The sequence below is a fragment of the Archangium gephyra genome (assembly GCF_042230915.1).
In the GTDB taxonomy this organism is placed as follows: Bacteria; Myxococcota; Myxococcia; order Myxococcales; family Myxococcaceae; genus Archangium; species Archangium gephyra_B.
The window spans coordinates 5,556,763-5,583,064 of the sequence record NZ_CP102578.1; the positions used below are offsets into that span (position 1 = coordinate 5,556,763).

The 26,302-nt window shown below is 70.9% G+C and carries 2 protein-coding genes; both read left to right on the forward strand.

The features are described 5' to 3' along the window. The first annotated feature begins 88 nt into the window (after positions 1–88). Positions 89–17,548: an amino acid adenylation domain-containing protein gene (locus tag NR798_RS21795; protein WP_375773416.1), complete on the forward strand. Its 17,460-nt coding sequence runs from the start codon at positions 89–91 to the stop codon at positions 17,546–17,548. Between the two features lie 12 nt (positions 17,549–17,560). Further along, complete coding sequence (locus tag NR798_RS21800) at positions 17,561–26,290, forward strand: amino acid adenylation domain-containing protein (RefSeq protein ID WP_375773417.1); 8,730 nt, start codon at positions 17,561–17,563, stop codon at positions 26,288–26,290. The last annotated feature ends 12 nt before the right edge of the window (positions 26,291–26,302 follow it).

Below are 26,302 nucleotides of genomic sequence, written 5' to 3' on the forward strand. Positions count from 1 at the left end.
CGTCTTCCCCCTCCACCCCCGACGCCCCATCTCGACGAACCCCTTCTTCACATAGGTCCCCCTCATGCCGTCCCCGATGCCATCCCCCATGCCAGCAACCATGACGGAGGCGCTGCACCGCGCCGCCTCCGGCTCCCACGGGATCCACTACCTCGAGCAGGCTCCCCACGAGAGCTTCCAGTCCTATGCGGACCTCCGCACCGAGGCCCTCCGGGTACTGGGACATCTGCAACGCAACGGGGTGGCGCGGGGGGACGAGGTGATCCTCCAGCTCGAGCGCAACCGCGACCTCATCACCGCGCTGTGGGCCTGCGTGCTCGGGGGCCTCGTGCCGGTGCCGCTGATGTCGAGTGGGGTGGATGAGCACCGCCTCAAGGTGTTCAAGGTCTGGGCGGTCCTGAACCGGCCTCACGTGCTGTGCACGAACAAGGCCCTGGCCGGGAAGCTGGCGGCCTTCGGCAGGGCCCATGAGTTCGAGAAGACGGCGGACCGGCTGGAGCGTGAAGCCCTCTCGTACGAGGAGGCCTCCGCGGAGACCGAGCCCGGTGTGGAGCACACGGCGGCTCCCGAGGACATCGTGCTCGTGCAGTTCTCCTCCGGCTCCACGGGAGATCCCAAGGGCGTCATCGTGACCCACCAGGCGGCGCTCGCGAACATCGCCGACTGGATCGAGATCCTGCACGTCACCGGCAAGGACGTGTACCTGGGTTGGATGCCCATCACCCATGACTTCGGAGTGATCGGCTTCCACTTCGTCCCGTTGGCGGCGGGGGTTCAGCAGTACCACCTGCCCACGCAGCGCTTCGCGCGCCGTCCCACCTTGTGGATGGAATACGCCCACCAGTACCGGGCCTCCATCCTGGCCTCGCCGAACTTCGGCTACCAGCACCTGCTGGCGCACTATGACCCCAAGGCCGCGGCGCACTGGGATCTCTCCTGCGTCCGGCTCATCAAGAACGGCGCCGAGCCGATCTCGGTGGAGCTGTGCCACCGGTTCCTCGATGAGATGTCGCGCCATGGCCTGAGCCAGCAGGTCATGCTCCCCGGGTATGGGCTCGCCGAGGCCACCCTGGGCGTTTGCCTCAACCGGTTGGACAAGAAGGAGCGGGTCCCGTCGATCGTGGTGGACCGGCGCTTCCTGGGCGTCGGCGAGCAGGTGCGGCTCCGTGAGGCCGGGGGTGAGCACGCGATCGAGATGGCGGACGTCGGCCCGGCGTTCCCCCAGACGCAGGTGCGCATCGCCGATGAGGCCTTCCAGCCGCTGGTCCCGCTCACGGTGGGCCGCATACAGATCAAGGGTCCCAACGTCACGCCGGGCTATTACAACGATCCGCGGGCCACCGCGCGCGCCATCGGCCCGGATGGCTGGCTCGACACCGGAGACCTCGGCTTCATGTACGAGGGGCGGCTGGTGATCACCGGCCGGGCGAAGGACATCCTCTTCGCGGGCGGCCTCAACTTCTACCCGCACGACGTCGAGCGCGTCTGCATGGAGGTGGTGGGCGAGGAGGTGCCTCAAGTGGCCGTGGCCGGACAGCACGATCACCGCAAGGGCGCCGAGCGCGTGATCGCCTTCGTGACGTTCAAGCGCTCGCTGGAGGACTTCGCCCCGCTGGCCCGGAAGCTGGCCAGCCATGTCCTGCAGCGGTTGGGTCTCTCCCTGGACGCGGTGGTGCCGGTGACGCGCATCCCGCGGACCACCAGTGGCAAGGTGCAGCGCTTCGCCCTGGCCAAGCGCTTCGAGGAGGGCGAGTTCGACGAGGTGGTGGCCCGGTTGGCCGCCCTGAATGACCGCGAGGTGGCGGGCATGGCCGTCGGGCTCCAGGAGCAGCTCCGCGCCCAGGGCCGCTCGGTGGTGCTCTCCATGGTGCGCAAGGAGGCCGAGGAGATCGCCGGGCTGCCCATCACCGATGAGGAGGTGCCGTTCGGCCAGCTCGGGTTCAGCTCCGTCAAGGCGGTGGCGCTGGTGTCCCGCCTCGGCCAGCTCTGCGGGCGCGAGCTGCCCGTGTCCCTCCTGTTCGACCATCCGACGCTGGGCAAGCTCACGGATGCGCTGATGGTGGAGCTGGCCACGCCCGCTCCTGTTCCCGCTCCCGCTCCCGCGCCCGTTGCCGCGTCCAACGGACACGCTGCTTCGGAGACGGAGACGGCTCCGGCGGACGAGCCCATCGCGCTCATCGGGATCGGCTGCCGCTTCCCCGGTGGCGCCGATGATCCCGAGCGCTTCTGGCGGTTGCTGGAGGGGGGCCAGGATGCCTCGGGCGAGATCCCCGCGGAGCGCTGGAACCAGGACGTGTACTTCGACTCCGACCCCGGCGCCTCCGGGAAGGCCTACGTCCGGCGCGGCGCGTTCCTCGGGGACGTGCGCGGCTTCGACGCGGAATTCTTCGGACTGATGCCGCGTGAGGCGGAGGCATTGGATCCCCAGCAGCGCCTGCTGCTCGAGGTGGCCTGGGAGGCGCTGGAGCACGCGGGCCTCCCCGCGGAGAAGCTGCGCGAGAGCGCCACCGGCGTCTTCGTGGGCATCTCCGGGAGCGAGTACGGCGGCATGACCACCCTCGACCCCGAGGTGCTGAACCAGTACTCCCTGACGGGCACGATCCACAGCACTGCGGCGGGGCGCCTCTCGTACACGCTGGGGCTGAATGGCCCCTGCCTGGCGGTGGATACCGCCTGCTCCTCCTCGCTGGTGTCGGTGCACCTGGCCGTGCAGAGCCTGCGCCGCGGGGAGTCCAAGCTCGCGCTGGCGGGCGGCGTCAACCTGCTCCTCTCGCCGGGCTCCTTCGTCGGGCTCTCGCGGCTCCAGGCGCTCTCGCCGGATGGCCGCTGCAAGACGTTCGACGAGTCGGCCGATGGTTACGGCCGTGGCGAGGGCGCGGGCGTGGTGGTCCTCAAGCGCCTGAGTGACGCGGAGCGGGACGGAGACCGGGTGATCGCGGTGATCCGCGGCACCGCCGTCAACCACGACGGCCGCAGCAGCGGCCTGACGGTCCCCAATGGCGTGGCGCAGGAGGCCGTCATCCGCGCCGCGCTTCAGGATGCCGGAGTGGAGCCCGCCTCGGTCTCCTACCTCGAGGCGCACGGCACCGGGACCCGGCTCGGGGATCCGCAGGAGATGCGGGCCATCGCCCATGTCTATGGTGAGCAGCGCCCGGCCGGGGCTCCGCTCCACGTCGGCTCGGTGAAGACCAACATCGGCCACCTGGAGAGCGCCGCGGGCGTGGCGGGCCTGTGCAAGGTCGCCCTGTCCCTGTCTCGCGGGCGCATCCCGGCCCACCTCCACCTGCGCACCCCGAGCACCCGCATTCCCTGGGCGAACATCCCGGTGAAGGTGCCTCGGGAGACGGTCGAGTGGAACGCGGGCACCGGACCGCGCCGTGGAGCCGTCAGCTCGTTCGGCCTCTCCGGTACCAATGCCCACGTGGTGCTGGAGGAGTACGCCCGCGCCACTCCCGAGCGCGCCACCGTGGAGCGCCCCGTCCACCTGCTGACGCTGTCCGCGCGGGACGAGAAGGGCGTGCGCGAGCTGGTGGCGAAGTACACCGAGCGGCTCGCCTCCGTACCCGCCTCCGACGTGGCCAACCTCTGCTACACGGCCAATGCCGGCCGCGTGCACCAGCCCCGCCGCCAGGTGGTGATCGGCGCCAACGCGGACGAGCTGCGCTCCGGGCTCGAGCGGCTCGCCCGGCTCCCGGAGGGAAGGCTCGCTCCGGACGCCGTGCCCGCCAGCGCCCCTCCGTGCGCATGGCTGTTCACCGGCCAGGGCTCGCAGCGCATCGGCATGGGCCGCGTGCTCTATGACGCCAGCCCGGTGTTCCGCGCCGCGCTGGACGAGTGCGCCGCCATCCTGGATCCCCTGACCGGCACGTCCCTGGTGGCCACCCTGTACGGCGAGGAGCCGCGTACCACCTCCATCGACGACACGATTCATGCTCAGCCGGCCATCGTCGCGGTGGAGATCGCGCTCGCCCGGCTCTGGCTCTCGTGGGGACTGAAGCCCCAGATGGTGGCGGGCCACAGCGTGGGCGAGTTCGCGGCGGCCCACGTGGCGGGCGCGCTCTCGCTGGAGGACGCGCTGCGGCTGGTGGCCCACCGCGGGCGGCTGATGCAGGCCCTGCCCGAGCGCGGCGTCATGGCCACCATCTCCACCGGCGAGGCGACCGTCCGGGAGGTGCTCGCCTCCCTCGGAAGCGCGGTGGCGATCGCCGCCGTGAACGCCCCTGACAGCGTGGTGATCTCCGGCCGCGAGGCGGAAATGGTGGGCGTCCTGGAGGCCCTGTCGAAGAGGAACATCCAGTCGCGGCGGCTCGTGGTCTCGCACGCGTTCCACTCGCCGCTGATGGCGCCGATGGTGGAGGAGTTCGGCCGGGCGGCCGCTGGCATCCGCGCACGGCCCGCGACGATCCCATTCTTCTCCACCGTCACCGGCCAGCGCCTGGAGCAGGCTCCGGATGCGGAGTACTGGCGGCGGCAGATCATCCCCACCGTGCGCTTCTGCGACACCGCGCGGGCCCTGTACGAAGCGGGCGCCCGGGTGTTCCTGGAGATCGGCCCCGCGCCCATCCTGTCCAGCCTTGGCCCCCGGTGCGTGACGGAGCCGGGAGTGGCATGGCTGCACTCGCTCGCTCCCCGAGAGGACGGCTGGCGTTCCATGCTCACCAGCCTGGGCGTGCTCTACATGAGCGGGGCGCCCATCCAGTGGAAGGCGTTCGACGCGCCCTATCACCGGCACGTGGTGGATGCGCCGACCTATCCGTTCCGCAGGACCCGGTTCTGGAGCCCGGCGGCGGCGGCTCCCTCGGCTCGCGGGGGTGCGCGCATGAATGGCGAGACCGCGAAGCCCGCGGCGGCCACGGAGGTCGTGGCGGTCAAGACGGCCACGCCCGTGCGCCAGCGCGCCGCGGAGATCCGCTCCGTCATCCTGGACACCGTGGCCGAGAGCACCGGCGCGGAGCGGGAGCGCCTCGACACCGAGCGGAACGTCTTCGAGATGGGACTCGACTCGCTGGTGCTGTTCAAGGTGCGGCAGGCCCTGGAGCGCGGTTTCGGCATCCAGGTCCCGGTGAGCGCCTTCTACCAGGAGGCCTCCACCATCGAGCGGATGGTGGCGTACGTGGATGCGGCGCTTCCCCCTGAAGTGTCCCCCGAGCCCGAGCCCACGCCGGCCCCGCGCCAGGAGTCCGCGCCCGAGCCCGTGACGGCCTCGCGTCAGGAGTCCGCGCCAGCCCTCAATGGGGTCGAGCGCATCGTGTCGCAGCAGCTCCAGATCATGGAGCAGCAACTCGCGCTGCTGAGCCAGGTCCACGGAGGGACGTCCGCGTCCACCCACCGCGAGCCCACCGTGAGCCGGGAGCCCACCAAGAGCCCCGTGCCCACCGTGAGCCGCGAGCCCACCAAGAGCCCCGTGCCGGCTGCTCCGCCAGCGGCGGCTCGCGTGGCGGCACCCGCGCCCCAGGGCGAGGTCTTCGTCGCCTACAAGAGGATTGCCAACGGTCCCTCCGGTGACATGGACGGCCGCCAGAAGGCCTTCCTGGAGACGCTCATCCGGGACTTCACCGCGCGGACGCCGGGCTCGAAGCGGGTGACCGATGCTTCCCGCCCGGTCCTCGCCAACAACCGCGCGGTCGCCGGGTTCCGGCCCACCTGGAAGGAGATGGTCTACCCGCTGCAGGTCGAGCGCGCGGAGGGGAGCCGCGTCTGGGATGTCGATGGCAACAGCTACATCGACCTGACGATGGGGTTCGGCGTCTACCTGTTCGGCCACAACCCGCCGTTCATCCGCGACGCGGTGACCGAGGCGCTCCGGCATGGCGCTCCGCTCGGGCCGATGACGCCCATGCCGGGCCAGGTGGCGGAACTGCTGCGCGAGCACACCGGGGTGGAGCGCGCCGCCTTCTACAACTCGGGCACCGAGGCGGTGATGGTGGCGCTGCGGCTGGCCCGCACCGTGACGGGCCGCTCCAAGGTGGTCATCTTCAGCGGCTCGTACCACGGGTCCTTCGACGGCATCCTGGCCGCGCCCGGCGGTGGCACCGCTTCCGGCGTCCCGGTGTGCCCGGGCACGACCCCCAACACGGTCGGGGACATCATCGTCCTGCCCTATGGCACGCCCGAGTCGCTGGAGCAGATCCGCGGCTTCGCGGGTGATCTCGCCGCCGTGCTCGTCGAGCCCGTCCAGAGCCGCAGGCCGGATCTCCAGCCCCAGGACTTCCTCCACGAGCTGCGGCGGATCACCCGCGACTCCGGTACCGCGCTCATCTTCGACGAGGTGATCACCGGCTTCCGGATCGGCCCGGGAGGCTCGCAGGCCCACTTCGGCGTGCGCGCGGACCTGGCCACGTACGGGAAGATCATCGGTGGCGGCATGCCCATCGGTGTCGTCGCCGGCAACGCCCGCTTCATGGACGCGGTGGACGGCGGCGCGTGGCGGTTCGGAGATGACTCGTACCCGAAGGCGCAGAACACCTTCGTGGCGGGCACCTTCTGCCACCACCCGGCGGCGATGGCCGCGGCGATGGCGGTGCTCCAGCGCCTGCGCGAGGAAGGACCCGTGCTGCAGGAGCAGCTCAACCACCGCACGGCCGCGCTGGTGGATGCCCTCAATGACTACTGCACCCGCCGGGGCGCGCCGGTGCGTCTGGTGCACTTCGGCTCGCTCTTCCGGTTCCAGGTGAAGGGGGATTGGGAGCTGCTGTACTACCGGCTGCTCTGCAAGGGCCTCTACGTCTGGGAGGGGCGCAACTGCTTCCTCTCCACCGCGCACACCGACGAGGACGTGCGGCTGATCCGCTCGGCGGTGGAGGAGTCCATCGAGGAGATGATGGCGGCGGGCTTCGGGCCGCCCGAGCCCAACGGGCCGGGTCCCCGCGGACGCCGTCCGGAGCCCACGCCCGTTCCGCGGCCCGGCTCCGAGCCCGTCTCCTATCCGATGTCCTCGGCGCAGCGGCGCATGTACACGCTCAGCCAGCTCGAGGGCGGCGAGCGTGCGTACCACCTGTACGGCGCCATGGAGCTGGAGGGCACGCTCGACGAGGCGCGTCTGGAGGAGTGCTTCCGCCAGCTCATCGACCGGCACGAGAGCCTGCGCACCAGCTTCACGGTGGACGCGAACGGGTCGTTCCTCCAGCGCGTGCACCCCTCGGTGGCCTTCGCCCTGGAGCGCGGTTCCTGCGCCGATGAGGCGGAGCTCGTCCAGCGCTTCGTCCGGCCCTTCCGGCTCTCCGAGGCTCCGTTGATCCGGCTGGGGGTGTTCCTCCTCGGAGACGGCCGGCGGGTACTGGCGCTCGATGCCCACCACGCCGTGGTGGATGGCATGTCCCTCACCACGCTGTTCCAGGAGCTGGTGAACCTGTACCTCGGCCAGCCGCTCGGCCCGGCGCCCCGGCAGTGCCGGGAGCACGCGGCCTGGGAAGAGGCCTTCCTGCGCACCGGCGCCGCCGTCCAGGAGCGTTATTGGCTGGAGCGGCTCTCCGGCGAGCTGCCGGGCCTGCCGCTCGCGTCCGATTCGCCCCGGCCTCCCCGCCGCTCCTTCGAGGGAGGGGAGCTCCGCCTGAGCCACCCGGCCGCCGCACTCCGCGAGCGGGCCCAGGAGCGTGGCGCTTCGCTCTATATGGTGCTGCTGGCCGCCTACAAGGTGCTGCTCCAGCGGCTGACCGGCCAGCGCGAGACGGTGGTGGGCACCGCGCATGCCGGGCGCCAGGGCGGTGGCTTCGACGGCTCGGTGGGCATGTTCGTCAACTCGCTCCCGGTGCGTACGCTCGCCCGGCCCGGCGCGTCCTTCGTGGACTTCCTGGACGAGGTGAAGCAGCGCTGCCTGGAGACGTACGAGCACCAGGAACTGCCCTTCGATCTGCTGGCCCAGCGGCTCGGTGCGACGAGCAAGCGCGGCCACAACCCGCTGTTCGAGACGATGTTCTCCTACGAGCGCGCGGACGGCCGCCGCATCCAGCTGCCTGGCCTCTCCATGCGGGAGATGTTCCTGCCCAAGCCGACGTCGCTCTTCGACTTCAGCCTGGACGTCATCGAGGAGCAGGGCACGCTCCACCTGCGCTTCGAGTACGCGAGCGCGCTTTTCCAGCACGCCACCATCGAGCGCCACGCCCGCTCCTTCGTGTCCATCCTGGAGGAGATCGCGCTCAATCCGGCACGGCCGCTGGAGGAGCTCGCGTCCGCCGGGCAGGAGCCGCTCGTGCCGGTAGCCGCGGGCGAGCCGCTCGACGAGAGGCTCAGCGCGACGCTGCCCGAGCTGTTCGAGCGTCAGGTGGAGGCCAGGCCCGAGCACCCGGCGATCATCCAGGGCCGGGATCGGCTGACGTATGCGCAGCTGGACCAGTGGGCAGGGGCCATCGCGTGGCACCTGCGGGAGACGCTGAAGCTGGCCGAGGGGACGGTGGTGGGCGTGTCGCTGCCGCGAGGCCTCAAGGCCACCGCCGCGCAGCTGGGAATCCTGAAGGCGGGAGGCGTCTACCTGCCGCTGGAGACGGCGCTGCCGGAGGAGCGCCTGCGCTACATGATCGAGGACAGCGGGTGTGCCGCCATCCTCACCGACGCCCAGGGAATGAAGCGGTTGGGTGACGGGGCGGGCAAGGCGCTGGTGGATGTCGGGGGAATGCGCCTGGACGGGCCCGCCCCGCGCGTGGAGCGGAACCGGAAGCCCGAGGACGCGGCGTACATCATCTACACCTCGGGCTCGACGGGCATGCCCAAGGGGGTGGAGTGCCACCACCGCGGGCTCATCAACACGACGATCGAGCAGATTGACGGCTTCCAGATCGACGGGACAAGCCGGGGGCTGCAGTTCGCGTCGTTGGCGTTCGACGCGTCGATGTCGGAGGTGTGGACGGTGCTGGCGGCGGGGGCCACGTTGGTGGTGGCCGGGCGGGACGTCATCGAGGATCCCCAGGCCTTCACGGAGTACCTGGCCGAGCAGGAGGTGACGGTCGCGACGTTGCCGCCGGTGTACCTGAGCGCGCTGGGCCGGCACCCCCTGCCGACGCTGAAGACGCTGATCACGGCGGGAGAGGCGCCGAACCCCGAGGACGCGCGCTTCTACGCGAGCAGCAAGCGTTACCTCAACGCGTACGGGCCGACGGAGTGCTCGGTGTGCGTGACGATGCACGAGGTGAAGGCGGACGGCGATTACGGCCGGGGCATCCCGGTGGGGCGGCCGCTGCGCAACGTGGGCGTGGTGGTGATGGACGAGGCGCTCAACGCGCTGCCGATGGGAACGGTGGGCGAGGTGTGCGTCACGGGCCTGGGCGTGGCCCATGGCTACGTGGGGAAGCCGGAGCTGACGCGGGAGAAGTTCGTGGAGCACCCGAAGTACGGACGGCTGTACCGGACGGGCGACCTCGGCAGGTGGAGGGAGGACGGCGAGCTGGAATACGTGGGGCGTCGTGACGGGCAGGTGAAGATCCGCGGCCAGCGGGTGGAGCTGGACGAGGTGCGGAGGACGCTGCTGGGCCACGAGGCCGTGCAGGAGGCGGGCGTGGTGGATTGGGTGGACGGGGGAAGCAAGGAGCTGGCGGCCTTCGTGGTGGCGAAGGGAGCGGTGTCGGAGAAGTCCCTGCGGCGGTGGCTCGGCGAGCGGCTGCCCGCGGCGATGGTGCCGGCCCGGGTGAGGGCGGTGGAGTCGCTGCCGCTCACGAACAACGGCAAGGTGGACAAGGCCGCGCTCCGGCGGCTGGCGGAGACGGGTGTGCAACCGCCCGTGCCCGCGTCCGAGGCACCGCGAGCCACCGAACCCGCCGGGCAGGAGCTCTGCCCCGCGCTCTTCGAGGTCTCCGCGGAGGTCCTGCGCGTTCCGAGCGTCGGTCCGGAGGATGGCTTCTTCGAGCTGGGCGGCGATTCGATCAAGGCCATCCAGCTCGTGGCCCGGCTGGCGCCGCGAGGCGTGTCGCTCGAGGTGCGGGATGTGATGAACGCCAACTCGTTCCGCGAGCTCGCGGGCCTGGTGGCGCGCCGGAGCGGCACCGGGACGGAGGAGGTTCCTCCCGAGGCACCGCTCGCTCCGATGCAGGCGTGGTTCTTCTCGCGGGACTTCGCCGAGCCCCACCACTGGAACCAAGCGCTCATGCTGCACCGCCCCCAGCGCTTCGACGTGGAGAAGGTGCGGGAGGTGCTGGGTGCCCTGCTGTCGCACCACGATGCGCTGCGCATGTCCTTCCCCCGGGGCGAGGACGGCGAGACCTTCCAGCGGCTCGCAACGCCGGTGGCGGACTTCCCGCTCGAGGTCTTCGAGCTCCGGGGCCGGCCGGACGCGCGGGAGCGTCTCGAGGAAGCCTCGGCTACGCTCCAGCGCTCGCTGCGGCTGGAGGGAGAGCGGCTGGTTGCCGCGGGCCTCTTCCGGCTCGACGAGGGGGACCGGCTGCTGATCGCCATCCATCACCTGGTGGTGGACGGGGTGTCCTGGCGCATCCTGCTGGAGGACTTCGCCAGCGGGTATCAGGCCCTCGTGGAGGGCAGGGCGCTGGAGCTGCCGGCGAAGACCGCGGCCTTCACGCGGTGGGCGAGCCTCCTCGAGGCACACGTCCTCACTGGTGGGCTGGAGTCCGAGCGCGGCTACTGGCATGAGGTGGAGCGCGCGGTGTCCACTGCCGCCGCTCTGCCCCGGGATGGCGAGGCGCGCACTCCCACGGAGGCCGATGCCGCCACGTTCACCCTGTCGCTCGAGGGGAGCGAGGTCGAGGGCCTGGAGTCACGCGTCGCGGCGGCCTGGCGCGCCAACACGGGCGAGCTGCTGATGGCGGCCGTCGCCGCCGCGGTGGGGAGCTGGACGGGTGGCACCAAGGTCGCCCTCCAGGTGGAAGGCCACGGCCGCGAGTCGCTCGTCAGCGAGTGCGACATCACCCGGACGGTGGGCTGGTTCACCGCCATGTACCCGGTGGTGCTCGACGCACGCGGCTCCGAGGACGTGGAGCGGCTGGTGATGCGGACCCGGGACACACTCCGGGGCGTGCCGCACGGCGGCGCTGGCTACCGCGCCCTGCGTCACCTCTCGACGGACGGAGCCGCTCCCGCGCGCGAGCCGGAGATCACGTTCAACTACCTCGGGAGCTTCGAGCGCGACTTCTCCACCACGGTGTTCTCCGCGTCGCTGGAAGGGGTGGGCCCCACGGTCAGTCCCGCCGCCGAGCGCATGGGCGGGCTGGAGATCGACGCGATGCTGGTGGAGGGCGGGTTGACGCTCTCCCTCCGCTACGACCGGCGGGAGTTCCACGAGGAGACGATCCGCGCGCTGGCCGAGCGGCTGCGCGGCTGGATCGGGCGCATCGTCGCCCAGGGTCGGGCCCGTGCCGGGACGCGGAGCGAGGCCTTCGAGCTGGATCACCCCGGTCTCTCCAACGCCGCCTGCGAGGAGCTGCTGCGGACGAATGGCCTCGCTCCGGCCGCGGTCCAGGCCATCCGGGCGCTCTCCCCGATGCAGACCAGCATGCTGTTCGATTCGCTGCTCGACACGGCCAGCAACGGCCAGCAGCTCGCGTTCTCGCTCTCGGGCGAGGTGGACACCCAGGCACTGGCGGCCGCCGCGCGCGCGCTGTCGGCCCGGCACGAGGCGCTGCGGACCCGCTTCTTCCTCGTCCCGGACGGAGAGCCCGCGCAGGTGGTGCTGCGCGAGCCCCGAATGCCGCTCGAGGTGGCCAATGCCGCGAGTGACTCCGCGCTGGAGGCGATCCGCGAGCGCGATCGGACGCGGGGCTTCGATCTGGCGAAGGATCCCCTGACGCGCCTCACCCTGGTGCGGCAGGGGCCTGGGCAGGCCACGCTGCTGATGACCTCGCATCACATCATCACGGACGGGTGGTGCCTGGGCATCCTCCTGGGCGAGCTGCTGCGGCTCTACGCGGCCGCGCGCCGGGGTGAGCAGGCCCGGTTGGAGCCGGCTCCCTCGTACGGTGCCTACGTGCGCTGGCTGCTCGGCCGCAACGAGCGCGCCTCGCTGGCCTGGTGGGCCGAGCAGCTGGCGGGCTACGAGCGGCCGGTGGGGCTGGCCCGGCGGACGGAGCCTTCCTCCGTCCAGGGGCAGCGCGGCCACACCGTGCACCTGTCGCCGGACACCACGGCGAGGTTGCGTGCGCTGGCCACCTCCTGCCGCGTCACGCTGAGCACCCTGCTGCAGACGCTCTGGGGCGTGGTGCTTGCCCACTCCGCGGGGACGGAGGACGTCGCCTTCGGGCTGGTGGTGTCCGGCCGGCCGCCGGAGGTCCCCCGCGTGGAGGAGATGGTGGGCCTGTTCATCAACACCGTCCCGGCACGGCTCCAGGTGGAGCGCTCGGCCACGCTCCGTCAGGCACTCCAGTCGCGCCAGGCCCGGGCGCTGGCCAGCGAGCCGCACCACTTCTGCGCGCTGGCGGAAGTCCAGGCGCTGACGCCGCTGCGCAACAAGCTCCTCACCCATGCCTTCGCCTTCGAGAACTATCCTCTGGAGCGAAGCCTGCTCGCAGACGCCGAGCGCGAGGCGGAGCTGCGGATCACCGGCGTCCAGCACTTCTCGCACGACACGTACGACTTGGTGCTGGCCGTGACGGCCACCGAGTCCCTCGAACTGGCCTTCACCTACAACGCCGCGGCCCATGAGGACGCGGTCATCCGCGAGGCCGCGAGCCTGCTCCAGGCGCTGTGCGAGGGAGCCGAGGCGGAGCGGACGCTCGGTGTGCTCGAGCAGCAGGCCGTGGAGCGGCTGCGCGGCGAGGCCGAGCGCGTCCAGGTGGCACCGCCCCAGCCCGAGCCGGAGGAGGCCGGTTCTCAGCACACGGCCCCCCGTACGCAGCTGGAGGAGCGCATCGCCCGGGTGTGGCGGAACGTGCTCGACCAGGAGGACATCGGCGTCGACGACGATTTCTCGGAGCTGGGCGGACACAGCCTCAAGGCCATGCGGGTGGTGGGCCAGCTCGCGAAGGAGCTCGGGATTCCCATCACGGTGCGAGACCTGTTCAACGCGCCCACCATCGCCGGCCTGGCCCGGCTGGCCGAGCGCCGGATCGCCGAGGCTCCCGTCGAGATTCCTCTCGCTCCCGTGGCGGAGGACTACGAGCCCTCGGATGCACAGCGGCGGTTCTGGGCGCTGGAGCGGATGGATGGACCGGCCAGCGTGTACCTGATCAGCGGTGCGCTCATGCTGGACGGCGCGCTGGACGTGGAGGCCCTTCGCCGGACCTTCACGGCCCTGGTTGCTCGCCACGAGCCCCTGCGCACCTCGTTCCACGAGGTGGACGGGGCGCCTCGGCAGCGCATCCATGCCGGAGTGGAGCTGCCCATCGAGCTGGTGGACCTGACCGGCGCCAGCCTGGACGATGCCCGGGTGCGAGAGCAGGTGGAGCAGGTGACGACCACCTCGTTCGACCTGACGCGCGCACCGCTGATGCGGGTCCGGCTGCTGCGGCTCGCACCGGCACGGCACCTGCTCGTGCTCTCCATGCATCACATCATCAGCGACGGCTGGTCCGTGGCCGTACTGGCCCGGGAGCTGACGCACCTGTACGCCTGCGAGGTGTCGGGCCGGACGCCCTCGCTGCCTCCGCTGCGGATCGACTACAAGGACTACAGCACCTGGCTGCTGGCTCGGCTCGCCGGGCCCGAGGGTGATACGCAGCGGCGCTACTGGCAGGAGAAGCTGAAGGACGCGCCTCCCGCGCTGGACCTGCCCGCGGATCACCCGCGTCCTCCCGTCCGGACATACCGCGGAGGCTCGGTCTCCCTGCGGCTGCCGGCCGGGGTCACCGCGGAGCTGGAGCGGCTGGCGCGGAGCCAGGGGGCGACGCTGTTCATGGCACTCGTGGCCTCCACCAAGGCGCTGCTCTACCGCTACACCGGGCAGAAGGATCTGGTGGTGGGCACCACGATCGCCGGCCGCACCCACCCCGATGTGGCGAACCATCTCGGCGCGTACATCAACCTGCTGGTGCTGCGTGACTCCGTCCGGGGCTCGGAGGGCTTCTCCGCGCTGCTCGGCTCCGTCCGTCAGACCGCCAGCGAGGCCTACGACCACGCGGACTACCCGTTCGACCGGCTCGTGCGCGAGCTGGACATGGCTCGTGATGCCAGCCGCTCGCCGCTCTTCGACGTCATGGTGGTGCACCAGAACAACGAGCGCCCCGTCCTGGAGATGGAGGGGGTGACGGTCACCTCGCAGCCGCTGCCGGTCCGCACCAGCGCGTATGATCTCTCGTTCGAGTTCAGCGAGGAGCAGGGCGAGCTCGCCTGCGAGCTGCACTACAACGCCGACCTGTTCGACCAGGCCCGCATCCGCCGGCTCGGCGAGCACTGGCAGACGTTGACGTCCAATCTGGTGGCGGCTCCCTCGGCGCCGCTGGACCAGGTGGCCATGCTCACCCAGGCGGAGCGGGCCCTGCTCGGCGGTACCTTCGAGCGGGTGGAAGTCCCGGGGCCGCGGACGCTCACGGACGTGGTGCGCGAGCGCGTGGCCCGGGAGCCGGAGGCGTTGGCGGTGGTGTGCGGCCAGCGCCGGCTCACCCTGGGCGAGCTGGATCGCGGCGCGAACCAGTTGGCCCGGCGGCTGCTGGAAGAGCAGGGGCTGCGGCGAGGCCAGGTGGTGGCGGTGGTGGCCCCTCGCTCCGAGCGGATTCCCATGGCGCTCGTCGGGGTGCTGAAGGCGGGTGGTGTCTACCTGCCGATCGAAGCCGACTATCCGCTGGAGCGGGTGCGCTTCATCCTGGGCGACAGCAAGGCCGCGGTGGTGCTGGCGGACGCGCGCTGGGCGGGCCTGCTGGCCGACAGTGGGACGCCCGTCATCGAGCTCGGCTCGCTGGAGCTGGACGGCGAGGCGGGTGATCCCGGGCTCTCCGTGGAGCCCGACGAGGTCGCCGCGCTGATCTACACCTCCGGGTCCACCGGTGTGCCCAAGGCCGTGATGATGGAGCACCGGGGCATCCTCAACACGGCGCGCGAGTTCAACCGGCTCTGCGATGTCGGGCCGGACGGGCGGATCGTCCAGTTCGCGTCGCTGGCGTTCGATGCCGCGCTGCTCGAGATGGCGATGTCGCTGACGGGAGGCGCTCCGCTGGTGGTTGCGGGGCGGGAGGTGATCGACGACACCGCGGCCTTCACCGCGTACCTGGAAGCCAACCAGGCCTCCTTCGTCATCCTGCCGCCGGTGTACCTGAGCGCGCTGGAGCGGCATCCGCTGCCGACCGTGAAGACGCTGGTGACGGCGGGAGAGGCGGCCAACCCCGAGGACGCGCGCTTCTACGCGAGGACCAGGCGCTACATCAACGCGTACGGGCCCGCCGAGTGCTCGGTGTGCGTATCCATGCACGAGGTGAAGGTGGACGGCGAGTACAGCCGGGGCATCCCGGTGGGGCGGCCGCTGCGGAACGTGGGAGTGATGGTGGCGGACGAGGCGCTCAACGCGCTGCCAGTGGGGGTGGTGGGCGAGGTGTGCGCGACGGGCGTGGGCGTGGCCCGCGGGTACCTGGGGCGCGAGGAGCTGACGCGGGAGAAGTTCGTGGAGCACCCGGAGTACGGCCGGGTGTACCGGACGGGAGACCTCGGCAGGTGGCGGGAGGACGGCGAGCTGGAGTTCGTGGGGCGCCGTGACGGGCAGGTGAAGATCCGCGGCCAGCGGGTGGAGCTGGAGGAGGTGCGGAGGCGGCTGCTGGAGCACGAGGCGGTGGAGGCGGCGGCGGTGCTGGTGAGGGAGGGGAAGAGCGGCAAGGAGCTGGCGGCCTTCGTGGTGGCGAGGAGCGAGGCGGCGGTGCCGGTAGGGGAGCTGAGGGGCTGGCTGGCGCGGGTGCTGCCCGCGTCGATGGTGCCCGCGAGTCTGCGGTGGGTGGAGGCGCTGCCGCTGACGAGCAACGGCAAGGTGGACAAGGCCGCGCTGCTGAAGCTGGAGGACGTGCAGGAGGAGGAGTTCGCCCCCGGTGACGAGAGGGAGCGGACGGAGGCGGAGCAGGTCCTGGCGAGCGCGTGGGAAGAGGTGCTGGGCAAGCCGCGGGTGGGGCTGAGGGAGAACTACTTCGAGCTGGGAGGGGACTCCATCAAGGCCATCCGGATGGCGGCGAGGCTCAGGGAGCAGGGGTGGAAGGTGGAGGTGCGGGAGGTCTTCATGAACCCGACGGTGGAGCAGCTGGCCCCGTGCATGAAGAGGGAGGAGCAGCGGGAGGAGATCAGGGAGCCCGCGGAGGGAGAAGTGGAGCTGACGCCTGTGCAGCAGTGGTTCGCCAGCAAGGTGGGCAAGGAGTACCGGGACCACTTCAACAACGCGGCGCTGCTGAGGATGGAGCAGGGGCGTGTGGAAGCGGGGGCGCTGAGGAGGGCCCTGGAAGAGGTGGGCAAGCACCACGACGCGCTGAGGCTGCGGTGGAGCGAGGAAGAGGGAGGGGTGAAGCAGCGGTACGCCCCTCTGGAGGCGACGGCGGAGCTGGGCCAGGGAATGGTGGAGGTGGAGCTGAAGGGGGAGGAGTGGAGGAAGCAGCTGGAGCAGGAGGCGGAGAAGCTGCAGGGGAGCCTGAGCCTGGAGAAGGGGCCGGTGGCCAGGGCGGGGCTGTTCCGCACGCCGGAGGGGGACAGGGTGCTCTGGGTGGTGCACCACGTGGCGGTGGACGCGGTGTCGTGGCCGGTGCTGGTGGAGGACCTGGCGGCGGCATACCGGCAGAGCGTGGAGGGAGCCGGGCAGGTGGTGCTGCCGGCGCGCAGCGACTCGTTCCAGGCCTGGTCCCAGGCCCTTCGCCGCTACGCCGAGCATGCCGACGCGAGCGAGCGCGCCTACTGGGCGGAGGTGGATCGTGCGCTGGCCACCGTGCCGCCGCTTCCCGATGAGGGACGAGGCTCGTCTGGGCGCAACCGCGACTCCAGCACGCTCGAACTGGTGCTCCCGGCCGAGCCGACGCGCCAGCTCCTCGAGGTGGCGAACCATGCGTACAACACGCGGACGGACGAGCTGGTCCTCGTGGCGCTCGCACGTGCTCTCCAGGAATGGAGCGGCTCCAATCGTCTCGCCCTGGCCATGGAGGGGCATGGGCGTGCTCCGGAGGTCGCCGGGAATCTCGACGTGACCCGCACCGTGGGTTGGTTCACCTGCCTGTATCCGCTCGTCCTCGCGCTGCCCGCGAGCGGCGATGTCGGTCACCACATCAAGCAGGTGAAGGAGTCGCTCCGGGCCGTGCCGTCGCAAGGCGTCGGGTACGGCGTGCTCCACCGCTTCGGGGACATGCCAAGCCCCGCCACCGAGCCGCGGATCTGCTTCAACTACGTCGGAGAGATCGGCAACGAGACGTGGCCGGCACCGTTCGGACCGGCGGCCGAGTCCACGGGGACGTCGCAGCACCTGGACGCCGAGCGGCTCTTCGATCTCGAGCTCCTCGCCTCGGTGGCCTCTGGCTCGCTCCGGGTGGCGCTCTCGTATGACACCGGCGCGTTCGGCACCAGCCGGATGCAGGCGCTCGTGGATGCGCTCCATCGGGAGCTGGAGCTCCTCATCGCTCACTGCGTGGCCCACGACACGCCCGAGCTGACCCCCAGCGACATCGACTACTCGGGAATGAGCATCGATGAGCTGGACGCCGTGATGAACGCGATTTCAGGCAAGTGATAGGGCCTTACAATGATTGAACGAAGCAACATCCAGAATCTCGTCGCTCTCTCGCCGATGCAGGAGGGCATTCTGTTCCACGCGCTGTACGAGCAGCAGGGCGAGACGTATTTCGAACAGGCCCTCCTGCGGTTGGAGGGGGAGCTCGACCTGGACTGCTTCGAGCGGGCCTGGAACGAGCTGCTGCGCCGGCACGAGGCCCTCCGCACCGTCTTCGTGGTGAAGAGCGTGCCCAGGCCGCTGCAGGTGGTGCTCAAGGAGCGCCGCCTCCAGCTCACCTTCCGGGATCTCTCCGCGCTGGGCGAGGAGGAGCAGCGCGCCGCGGTGGAGGCCTATCGCCGTGAGGACATGGCCCGGAAGTTCGATCTCAGCTCCGATGTCCTGCTGCGCATCGGCCTGCTGCGCGTGGGACCCGAGTCCCACCTGATGGTGCTCAGCTTCCACCACATCCTGATGGATGGCTGGTGCCAGGGCATCCTCCAGCGGGAGCTGATGATCATCTACCAGGCGCTGCGTCAGGGCCGGTCCTCGCCCCTGAGCGCGTCGGCGCCGCCGTTCCGGCGCTATGTGAAGTGGCTGGAGCAGCAGGACAAGGCCGCCGCGCTGGCGTTCTGGGCGCGGTACCTCGAGGGCTATTCCAAGGCGGTGCCCTTCGTCCAGGGGCCGGGGCCCTCCGCCAACTCCTTCTCCGAGCGCATCGAGCGCCATGTGTTCGAGCTGTCCCGGGAGAAGACGGCCGCGCTGAGCGCGCTGGCGGCCCGCTGTGGGGTGACGTTGGGCACGCTGGTGCAGGTGGTCTGGGGCACGCAGCTCTGTGCGGCTCGCGGCGTGCGCGACGCGGTCTTCGCCACCACGGTGTCCGGCCGGCCCGCGGGGATCGACGGGGTGGAGTCCATCATCGGCCTGTTCATCAACGCCATCCCCACCCGCATCCGGCTGAACGAGGAGGAGACCTGGGAAGCGCTCCTGCGCCGTGTGCAGCGGGAGATCGCCGAGGGCACGCCTCATCAGTTCTGCCCGCTCGCGGACGTGCAGGCGCAGACGCCCCTCAAGCGCCAGCTCCTCGATCACATCGTGGTGATCGAGAACTACCTGCAGGACTCGGAGGAGAGTGTCCAGGCTCGCGAGCAGGAGGCGGGACTGCGGATGGAGCAGGTGGACATGGTCGAGCGGACCAACTACCCGCTCACCGTGCAGGTCCATCCCGGCGCTCGGTGGCACTTCGAGCTCCAGTACCAGCCGTCCCAGGTGGATCGTGAGGATGTGCTCGCGGCCGAGCGGCGGCTGGAGGCCGTGTGTGACGCGGCCCTCCGTCAGGACGAGCCGGTGGGCCAGGTGCTCGGGCAGCTCGCGGGAGAGGCCCGGGTGGAGCCGGTTGCGCCCGTGACGCCCGCCGTGCCGGCGCTGCCGGTCGTGATCTCGGCGTCCTTCACCGCGGAGCTGGTGGTGCCGTACGTGCGGTGGTGGTGCGCGCAGGCGGGCATCCCCTCCGAGGTACAGGTCGCTCCGTACAACCAGGTCTTCCAGCAGCTGCTCGATTCCTCCAGTGCCGTGGCGCGCAACCCCGGCGTCAACGTCATCCTGGCGCGTTGTGAGGATTGGATCCGTGACGCGGAGGGCCTGTCGGAGGAGGCGCGGCTCGCGCACCTCTCCACCACCTTCGAGCGGTTCGTGTCCGCCCTGGAGGCGCAGCCGGCCGATCGCGCCACGCTGGTGGGCATCTTCCCGGTGACGGGCCAGTACACGCGCACCGGGCGCGAGCGGGAGCTGCTGGAGTCGCTCGAGCGGAAGCTGGTGGAGGTGGTGGCCCGCGTGCCCGCCCTGCGCGCGCTCGATCTGACCGGGCTGGCGGAGCAGTACCAGATCGACGAGGTGGTGGATGCGCGCCAGGACGAGGCGGGACACATTCCGTTCACCGAGTCCTGGTTCGCGGCGATGGGCACCGCCATCGCACGGGCCATCCGCGCCTTCCGGCAGGAGCCGTTCAAGGTCATCGCGGTCGACTGCGACAACACCCTGTGGCGCGGCGTCTGCGGCGAGGACGGAGCGCTGGGCGTGGAGATCGGGCCGGGGCACCAGGCCCTGCAGGAGTTCCTGGTGGAGCGGGTGGCGGAAGGGTTCCTCGTCGTCCTGTGCAGCAAGAACGCCGAGCACGATGTCTGGGAGGTGTTCGAGCGCAACCCGGGGATGCGCCTCCGCCGGCAGCACGTGGCGGCCGCGCGGATCAACTGGCGGCCGAAGTCGGAGAACCTGATGGCGCTCGCCCAGGAGCTGGGGCTCGGGTTGAAGAGCTTCATCTTCCTTGACGACAGCGGGATGGAGTGCGCGGAGGTGATGGGGGCCTGCCCGGAAGTGCTCGCCATCCGTGTGCCCGCGGATGCCTCGGCGCTGCGCGGGGTGCTCAGGAACGTCTGGGGCTTCGACGTGTGGCGTGCCACCGAGGAGGATCGGCGCCGCACCGGCATGTACCTGGCCGAGCGTCAGCGCGAGGAGGGCCGGCGTGCCTCGACGTCGCTCGCGTCGTTCCTCTCCAGCCTGGAACTGCGGGTGAGCGCCACGCGGATTGGCGCCTCGCAGCGGCCGAGGGTGGCGCAGCTCACCCAGCGCACCAACCAGTTCAACCTCAATACCCGGCGCCGGACCGAGGCCGAGGTGGCTCGCCTGCTGGAGGACGGAGACACCCTGGGCCTGTCGGTCACGGTGAGCGATCGGTTCGGTGAGTACGGACTGGTCGGCGTGGTGTTCGCCCGCCCCGAGGCGCGGAGCCTCCTCATCGACACCTTCCTGCTGAGCTGCCGTGTGCTCGGGCGCGGGGTGGAGGACGCGGTGCTGGCCGCGCTCGGGCGCATCTGCCGCGAGCGGGGTCTGACGCGGCTGGAGGCGCTCTTCGTGCCCTCGTCCCGCAACGAGCCCTTCCGCGAGTTCCTCGCGCGAGCGGGGTGGCGGCAGGAAGGCGAGCGCGACGGCGGTCTGCTCTACACGCTCGACACCGACACGTTGCCGGAGCCCATCCACGTGCGCTGCGAGCTGGAGCTGTCCGCCGAGGCGGAGTCCGCCCAGGAGCAGGCCGTGGCCGCGGTGGCTGCTGTAGCCGCGGTGGCCGCGCCCTCCCGGGTCGAGGTGCCCACCGTGGCCGTGGAGCCGCCGGTTCCCACCTCCGCCAGGCGGGCGCCCATCGCCGGGTACTCGTCCGAGGAGCGGGCGTGGCTGATGGAGCGGGTGGAGGCGCCGGGTCTGACGCACCGGTTCCACTACCTGCCCCTGCTGCACGACTCCGGGGCCCGGCTCCTGGCCCTGCCCGTGGAGTCCATCAAGGCCGGTTCGGCGCACCGTGTCTCCGCGCCTCCCCGGACCCGGGTGGAGCTGGCGCTGGCGGCGATCTGGCGGGATCTCCTCCAGCACGTCGAGCCCGGTGTGGAGGATGACTTCTTCGTGCTGGGAGGTCACAGCATCAAGGCCGTCCAGCTGCTGTCCCGGATCCACCGCGATCTGGGCGTGGAGGTGACGCTCAAGCAGATCTTCGATCATTCGAAGCTGGCGGACCTCGCCCGGGAAGTCGAGCGCACGGGCCATCAGGTGGCCACGGTCATCCCGCCCGCCCCCAAGGCGCCGCACTACCCGCTGTCCTCCACGCAGCGCCGGCTCTGGGCCCTGGAGCACCTGCAGGGTGACGCCTCGGCCTACGTGATGTCCGGAGCGGTCGAGATCCGTGGCGAGCTGGACGTGGAGGCGCTCGAGGAGTCGTTCCGGCTGCTGATCGCCCGGCACGAGGTGCTCCGCACCGCGTTCGTGCTCGTGGGCGACGAGCCGCGGCAGGTGGTGCTGCCGCGAGTGCCGTTCCAGATCGAGCGCGTGGAGCTCGCTGGCCAGGGCTCCCTGGAGGAGCGCCTCGCCACCGCGCGGGAGATGGTGGCACGCGAGACGGTCTTCCACTTCGACCTCGAGCGGGGTGGGTTGATCCGCGCAGTGCTGATCGGGCTCGAGCGGGAGCATCATGTGCTCTCGCTGAGCCTGCACCACATCATCGGGGATGGGTGGTCCCACGGCGTCCTGCTGGAGGAGGTCGCCGCCTGCTACCACGCGCTGCGCCGGAAGGAGACGCCGGTGCTCCCGGCGCTGGAGATCCAGTACAAGGACTTCGCCACCTGGCAGGACACGGGCCTGCGAGGCGAGGCGATCGCGGGGGATCGGCGCTACTGGCTGGAGACCCTGAAGGGCGAGCTGCCGGTGCTGGAGCTCCCGGCGGATGCGCCGAGGCCCGCGGTGTCCTCGTTCGAGGGCGCGGTGTATCAGGTGAAGCTCGACCGGGAGCTGACGGAGGCGCTGTACGCGCTGTGCCGCCGGCAGGGCGTGACGCTCTTCATGGCGCTGATGGCGGCCGTGAGGACCCTGCTGTTCCGCTACACCGGCCAGCGGGACTTCATCCTGGGGACCGTGGTGGCCGGGCGCGCCCACCCCGCGCTGGAGCGGCAGATCGGCCCCTATCTCAACGTGCTCGCCCTGCGCGAGACGGTGGCGGGGGAGGAGTCCTTCGAGGCGCTGCTCCGCCGTGTCCGCGGGGGCACGCTCGATGCCTTCGAGCACCAGAACTATCCCTTCGATGCGCTCGTGGAAGAGCTGCGCCTGGAGCGGGATCCGAGCCGTTCGCCGCTCTTCGATGTGATGGTGGTGGTGCAGGACGGCGAGCGGGCCGAGCCCGAGCTGGAAGGGGCGCGGCTGTCGCCCTTCGGGAGCGAGTCCGGCGCGGGCAAGTTCGACCTCACCTTCAATGTCATGCCGCGTCCTGGCTCCGTGGAGATCCGGCTCGAGTACCGCCCGGATCTGTTCTCGGCGGCGAGGATGGAGCGCATGATGGGGCACTTGCGGATGCTGCTGGCGCACGCCGCTCGTGAGCCGGGCCGCCCCATTCACGGGCTCGAGCTTCTCACCCCCGCCGAGCGGGAGGCTCTCGTCGTGCTGCCTTCCGGAGCGCCGCTGGACGAGCGGCTCGGCGCCACGCTGCCCGAGCTGTTCGAGCGCCAGGTGGCGGCCACGCCGGATCGCCCGGCCCTCATCCACGGCCGCGAGCAGCTGACGTATGCGCAGCTGGATCGATCGGCGGAGGCGGTCGCATGGCATCTCCGCGAGCGACTGGGCCTGAAGGAGGGGGCCGTCGTGGGGGTACTGCTGCCTCGGGGTATTCCGGCCACCGTCGCACAGGTGGGAATCCTGAAGGCGGGAGCGGTCTACCTGCCGCTGGAGCCGGAGCTGCCCGACGCGCGCCTGCGGCACATGATCGGGGACAGCGGGTGTGCCGCCATTCTCACCGATGCGGTGGGAATCGAGCGCCTGGGCGAAGTGGAAGGCGTGGCGCGGGTCGACATCGGTGGAGTGGCCCTGGAGGAGCGCGCCCCGCGTGTGGAGCGGAGCCGGAGCGCTGGAGATGCGGCGTACATCATCTACACGTCGGGCTCGACGGGCGTGCCCAAGGGAGTGGAGTGCCATCACCGAGGGCTGATCAACACCGCGATCGAGCAGATTGACGGCTTCCAGATCGACGGGACGAGCCGGGTGCTGCAGTTCGCCTCACTGGCGTTCGACGCGTCGATGTCGGAGGTGTGGACGGCGCTGCTGGCGGGGGCCACGCTGGTGGTGGTGGGGCGCGAGGTGGTGGAGGACATGGAGGCCTTCCCTGCCTACCTGGCCGAGCATGGAGTGACCGTGGCGACGCTCCCGCCGGTGTACCTGGGGGCGCTGGACAGGCATCCGCTGCCGACGCTGAAGACGCTGGTGACGGCGGGAGAAGCGGCCAACCCCGAGGACGCGCGCTTCTACGCGAGGAGCAAGCGCTACCTCAACGCATACGGGCCGACGGAGTGCTCGGTGTGCGTGACGATGCACGAGGTGAAGGCGGAGGGCGAGTACGGCCGGGGCGTCCCGGTGGGCCGGCCCATGAAGAACGTGGGCGTGGTGGTGGTGGACGAGGCGCTCAACGCGCTGCCGGTGGGCGTGGTGGGCGAGGTGTGCGCGACGGGCGTGGGCGTGGCCAATGGCTACGTAGGGAAGCCGGAGCTGACGCGGGAGAAGTTCGTGGAGCACCCGGAGTACGGCCGGCTGTACCGGACGGGAGACCTGGGCAGGTGGAGCGAGGACGGCGAGCTGGAATACGTGGGGCGCCGTGACGGGCAGGTGAAGATCCGCGGACAGCGGGTGGAGCTGGAGGAGGTGCGGAGGCGGCTGCTGGAGCACGAGGCCGTGGAGGCGGCGGCGGTGCTGGTGAAGGAGGGGAAGGGAGGCAAGGAGCTGGCGGCCTTCCTGGTGGCGAGGAACGGGGCGGCGGTGCCGGTGATGGAGCTGAGGGGCTGGCTGGCGCAGGAGCTGCCCGCGTCGATGGTCCCCACGCAGCTGAGGTGGATGGACGCGCTGCCGCTGACGAGCAACGGCAAGGTGGACAAGGCCGCGCTGCTGAAGCTGGAGGAGGAGGACCGAGGCCCGCAGCAGGAGAGGGAGAAGACGGAGGCGGAGCAGGTCCTGGCGAGCGTGTGGGAAGAGGTGCTGGGCAAGCCGCGAGTGGGGCTGAGGGAGAACTACTTCGAGCTGGGAGGGGACTCCATCAAGGCCATCCGGATGGCGGCGAGGCTCAGGGAGCAGGGGTGGAAGGTGGAGGTGCGGGAGGTCTTCATGAACCCGACGGTGGAGCAGCTGGCCGGGAGCATGAGGAAGGAGGAGCGGAAGGAGAGCAGGGGGCCCGCGGAGGGCGAGGTGGAGCTGACGCCGGTGCAGCAGTGGTTCGCCAGCAAGGTGGGCAAGGAGCACCGGGACCACTTCAACAACGCGGCGCTGCTGAGGATGGAGCAGGGGAGTGTGGAGGCGGGGGCGCTGAGGCGGGCTCTGGAAGAGGTGGGCAAGCACCACGACGCGCTGAGGCTGCGGTGGAGCGAGGAAGAGGGAGGGGTGAAGCAGCGGTACGCCCCTCTGGAGGAGGCGGCGGAGCTGGGCCAGGGAATGGTGGAGTTGGAGCTGAAGGGGAAGGAGTGGAGGAAGCAGCTGGAGCAGGAGGCGGAGAAGCTGCAGGGGAGCCTGAGCCTGGAGAAGGGGCCGGTGGCCAGGGCGGGGCTGTTCCGCACGCCGGAGGGGGACAGGGTGCTCTGGGTGGTGCACCACGTGGCGGTGGACGCGGTGTCGTGGCCGGTGCTGGTGGAGGACCTGGCGGCGGCGTACCGGCAGAGCGTGGAGGGAGCCGGACAGGTGGTGCTGCCGGCGCGCAGCGACTCGTTCCAGGCCTGGTCCCAGGCCCTTCGCCGTTACGCCGGGAGTGCCGATGTGCTCGCCGACGCGCCCTACTGGACCGAGGTGGATGCCGCGGTGCGGCAGGTGGACCCCCTTCCGCGCGACGGTGGCCAGGGCCCGGGGCTGGAGGAAGACGTCGCGCGGATCAGCGTCGAGCTGGACGAGGGGCTCACCTCCCAGCTCCTGCGTGTCGCCGGGAGCTTCGGGCGGCTCGGGATGAGTGGCCTGCTCGTCACCGGGCTCGCACGTGCGGTGCATGACTGGACAGGCGCGCCGCGGCTTGCGCTCGCCATGGAAGGACACGGCCGTGAGCACCTCCCCGTGGAGGTGGACGTGAGCCGGACCGTGGGCTGGTTCACCTCGCTGTACCCCGTCGTCATCGACTCGAAGCCGCACGCCAGCGCGAGCGAGCAGATGCGCGCGGTGCTGCGGACCCTGCGCGGTGCGGCCCGGCGAGGCCTGTCGTACGGGCTGCTGCGTCACCTGTCTTCGCGGGAGAGCGCATCGACCCGGCTCGAGGCCGAGCCGTCGATCGGCTTCAACTACCTCGGTGAATCCCACGGGCGGACGGCCTTGGGCGGCTTCGTCGAGGCGAGCGAGGCCACCGGCTCTACCCGGAGCCCTCATGCGGCGCGGCTCCGGGAGGTCGAGATCGACGTCCTCGTGCAGGATGGGCGGCTTCAGCTGCAACTGGCGTATGACGGCAAGGCGTTCCCGGAGTCCGTCATGCGGAGCCTGGCCGAGGGCGCGGTGCACGAGGCCGTCGAGGTGGCACGGTGGGCGTCACCCGAGCGCCCTGCCGCTGTGCGGATCCGCCTGTACGTCCTGCCGTTCGCGGGAGCGGGCGTGGAGGCCTACAGGCCGCTCCTGGCCGGTCTGGGGAGTGGAGTCGAGGTGGTACCGGTGGATCTCCCAGGCCATGGAGCACGAGCCTCCGAGCAGCCCTTGGAGGGCATCGGGGAGATGGCGGAGCTCGTGCTGGAGCGCATCCGCGCCGATGGTGGCGGGCCTTACGCCCTGTTCGGACACAGCCTGGGGGCGTTGGTGGCCTACGAGGTGGCGCGCAACGCCAGCGCCGCGGGGCTGGGTGAGCCTCGCCACGTCTTCTGCAGTGGCCTCGGCGCGCCGTCGCGGATCCCCGTCCGGGACCAGCCGCTCTCCGACGAGGAACTGCTCGCCGGAGCGGGCGTGCCAGTGCCCACGCGCGAGGAGGAGCGTGCGCGCAGGCTGGCGCTGCTCAGGGCTGATTACGGGGCGGTCGAGCGTTACCGCTACCAGCCTGGGGTCTTCTCGAGCGCCCCCCTGACCGTCCTGGCGGGAGATCAAGAGGGGATCTCGGACGACGACGTGCAAGCGTGGCGGGGGGTGAGCCATGGCGGGTTCACGGCCCGGCGCTTCAAGGGGAGCCATTGGTTCCTGTTCGAGCACACGGCGCGCATCGCGGAGCTCATCTCCGAGACGTTGTCGGAATGAGCCTCGCGGCGG

What these genes read in the sequence shown, in the direction of transcription:
- NR798_RS21795 (WP_375773416.1), top strand. Translation starts at nt 89, where the DNA reads ATGCCAGCAACCATGACGGAGGCGCTGCACCGCGCCGCCTCCGGCTCC.
- NR798_RS21800 (WP_375773417.1), top strand. Translation starts at nt 17,561, where the DNA reads ATGATTGAACGAAGCAACATCCAGAATCTCGTCGCTCTCTCGCCGATG.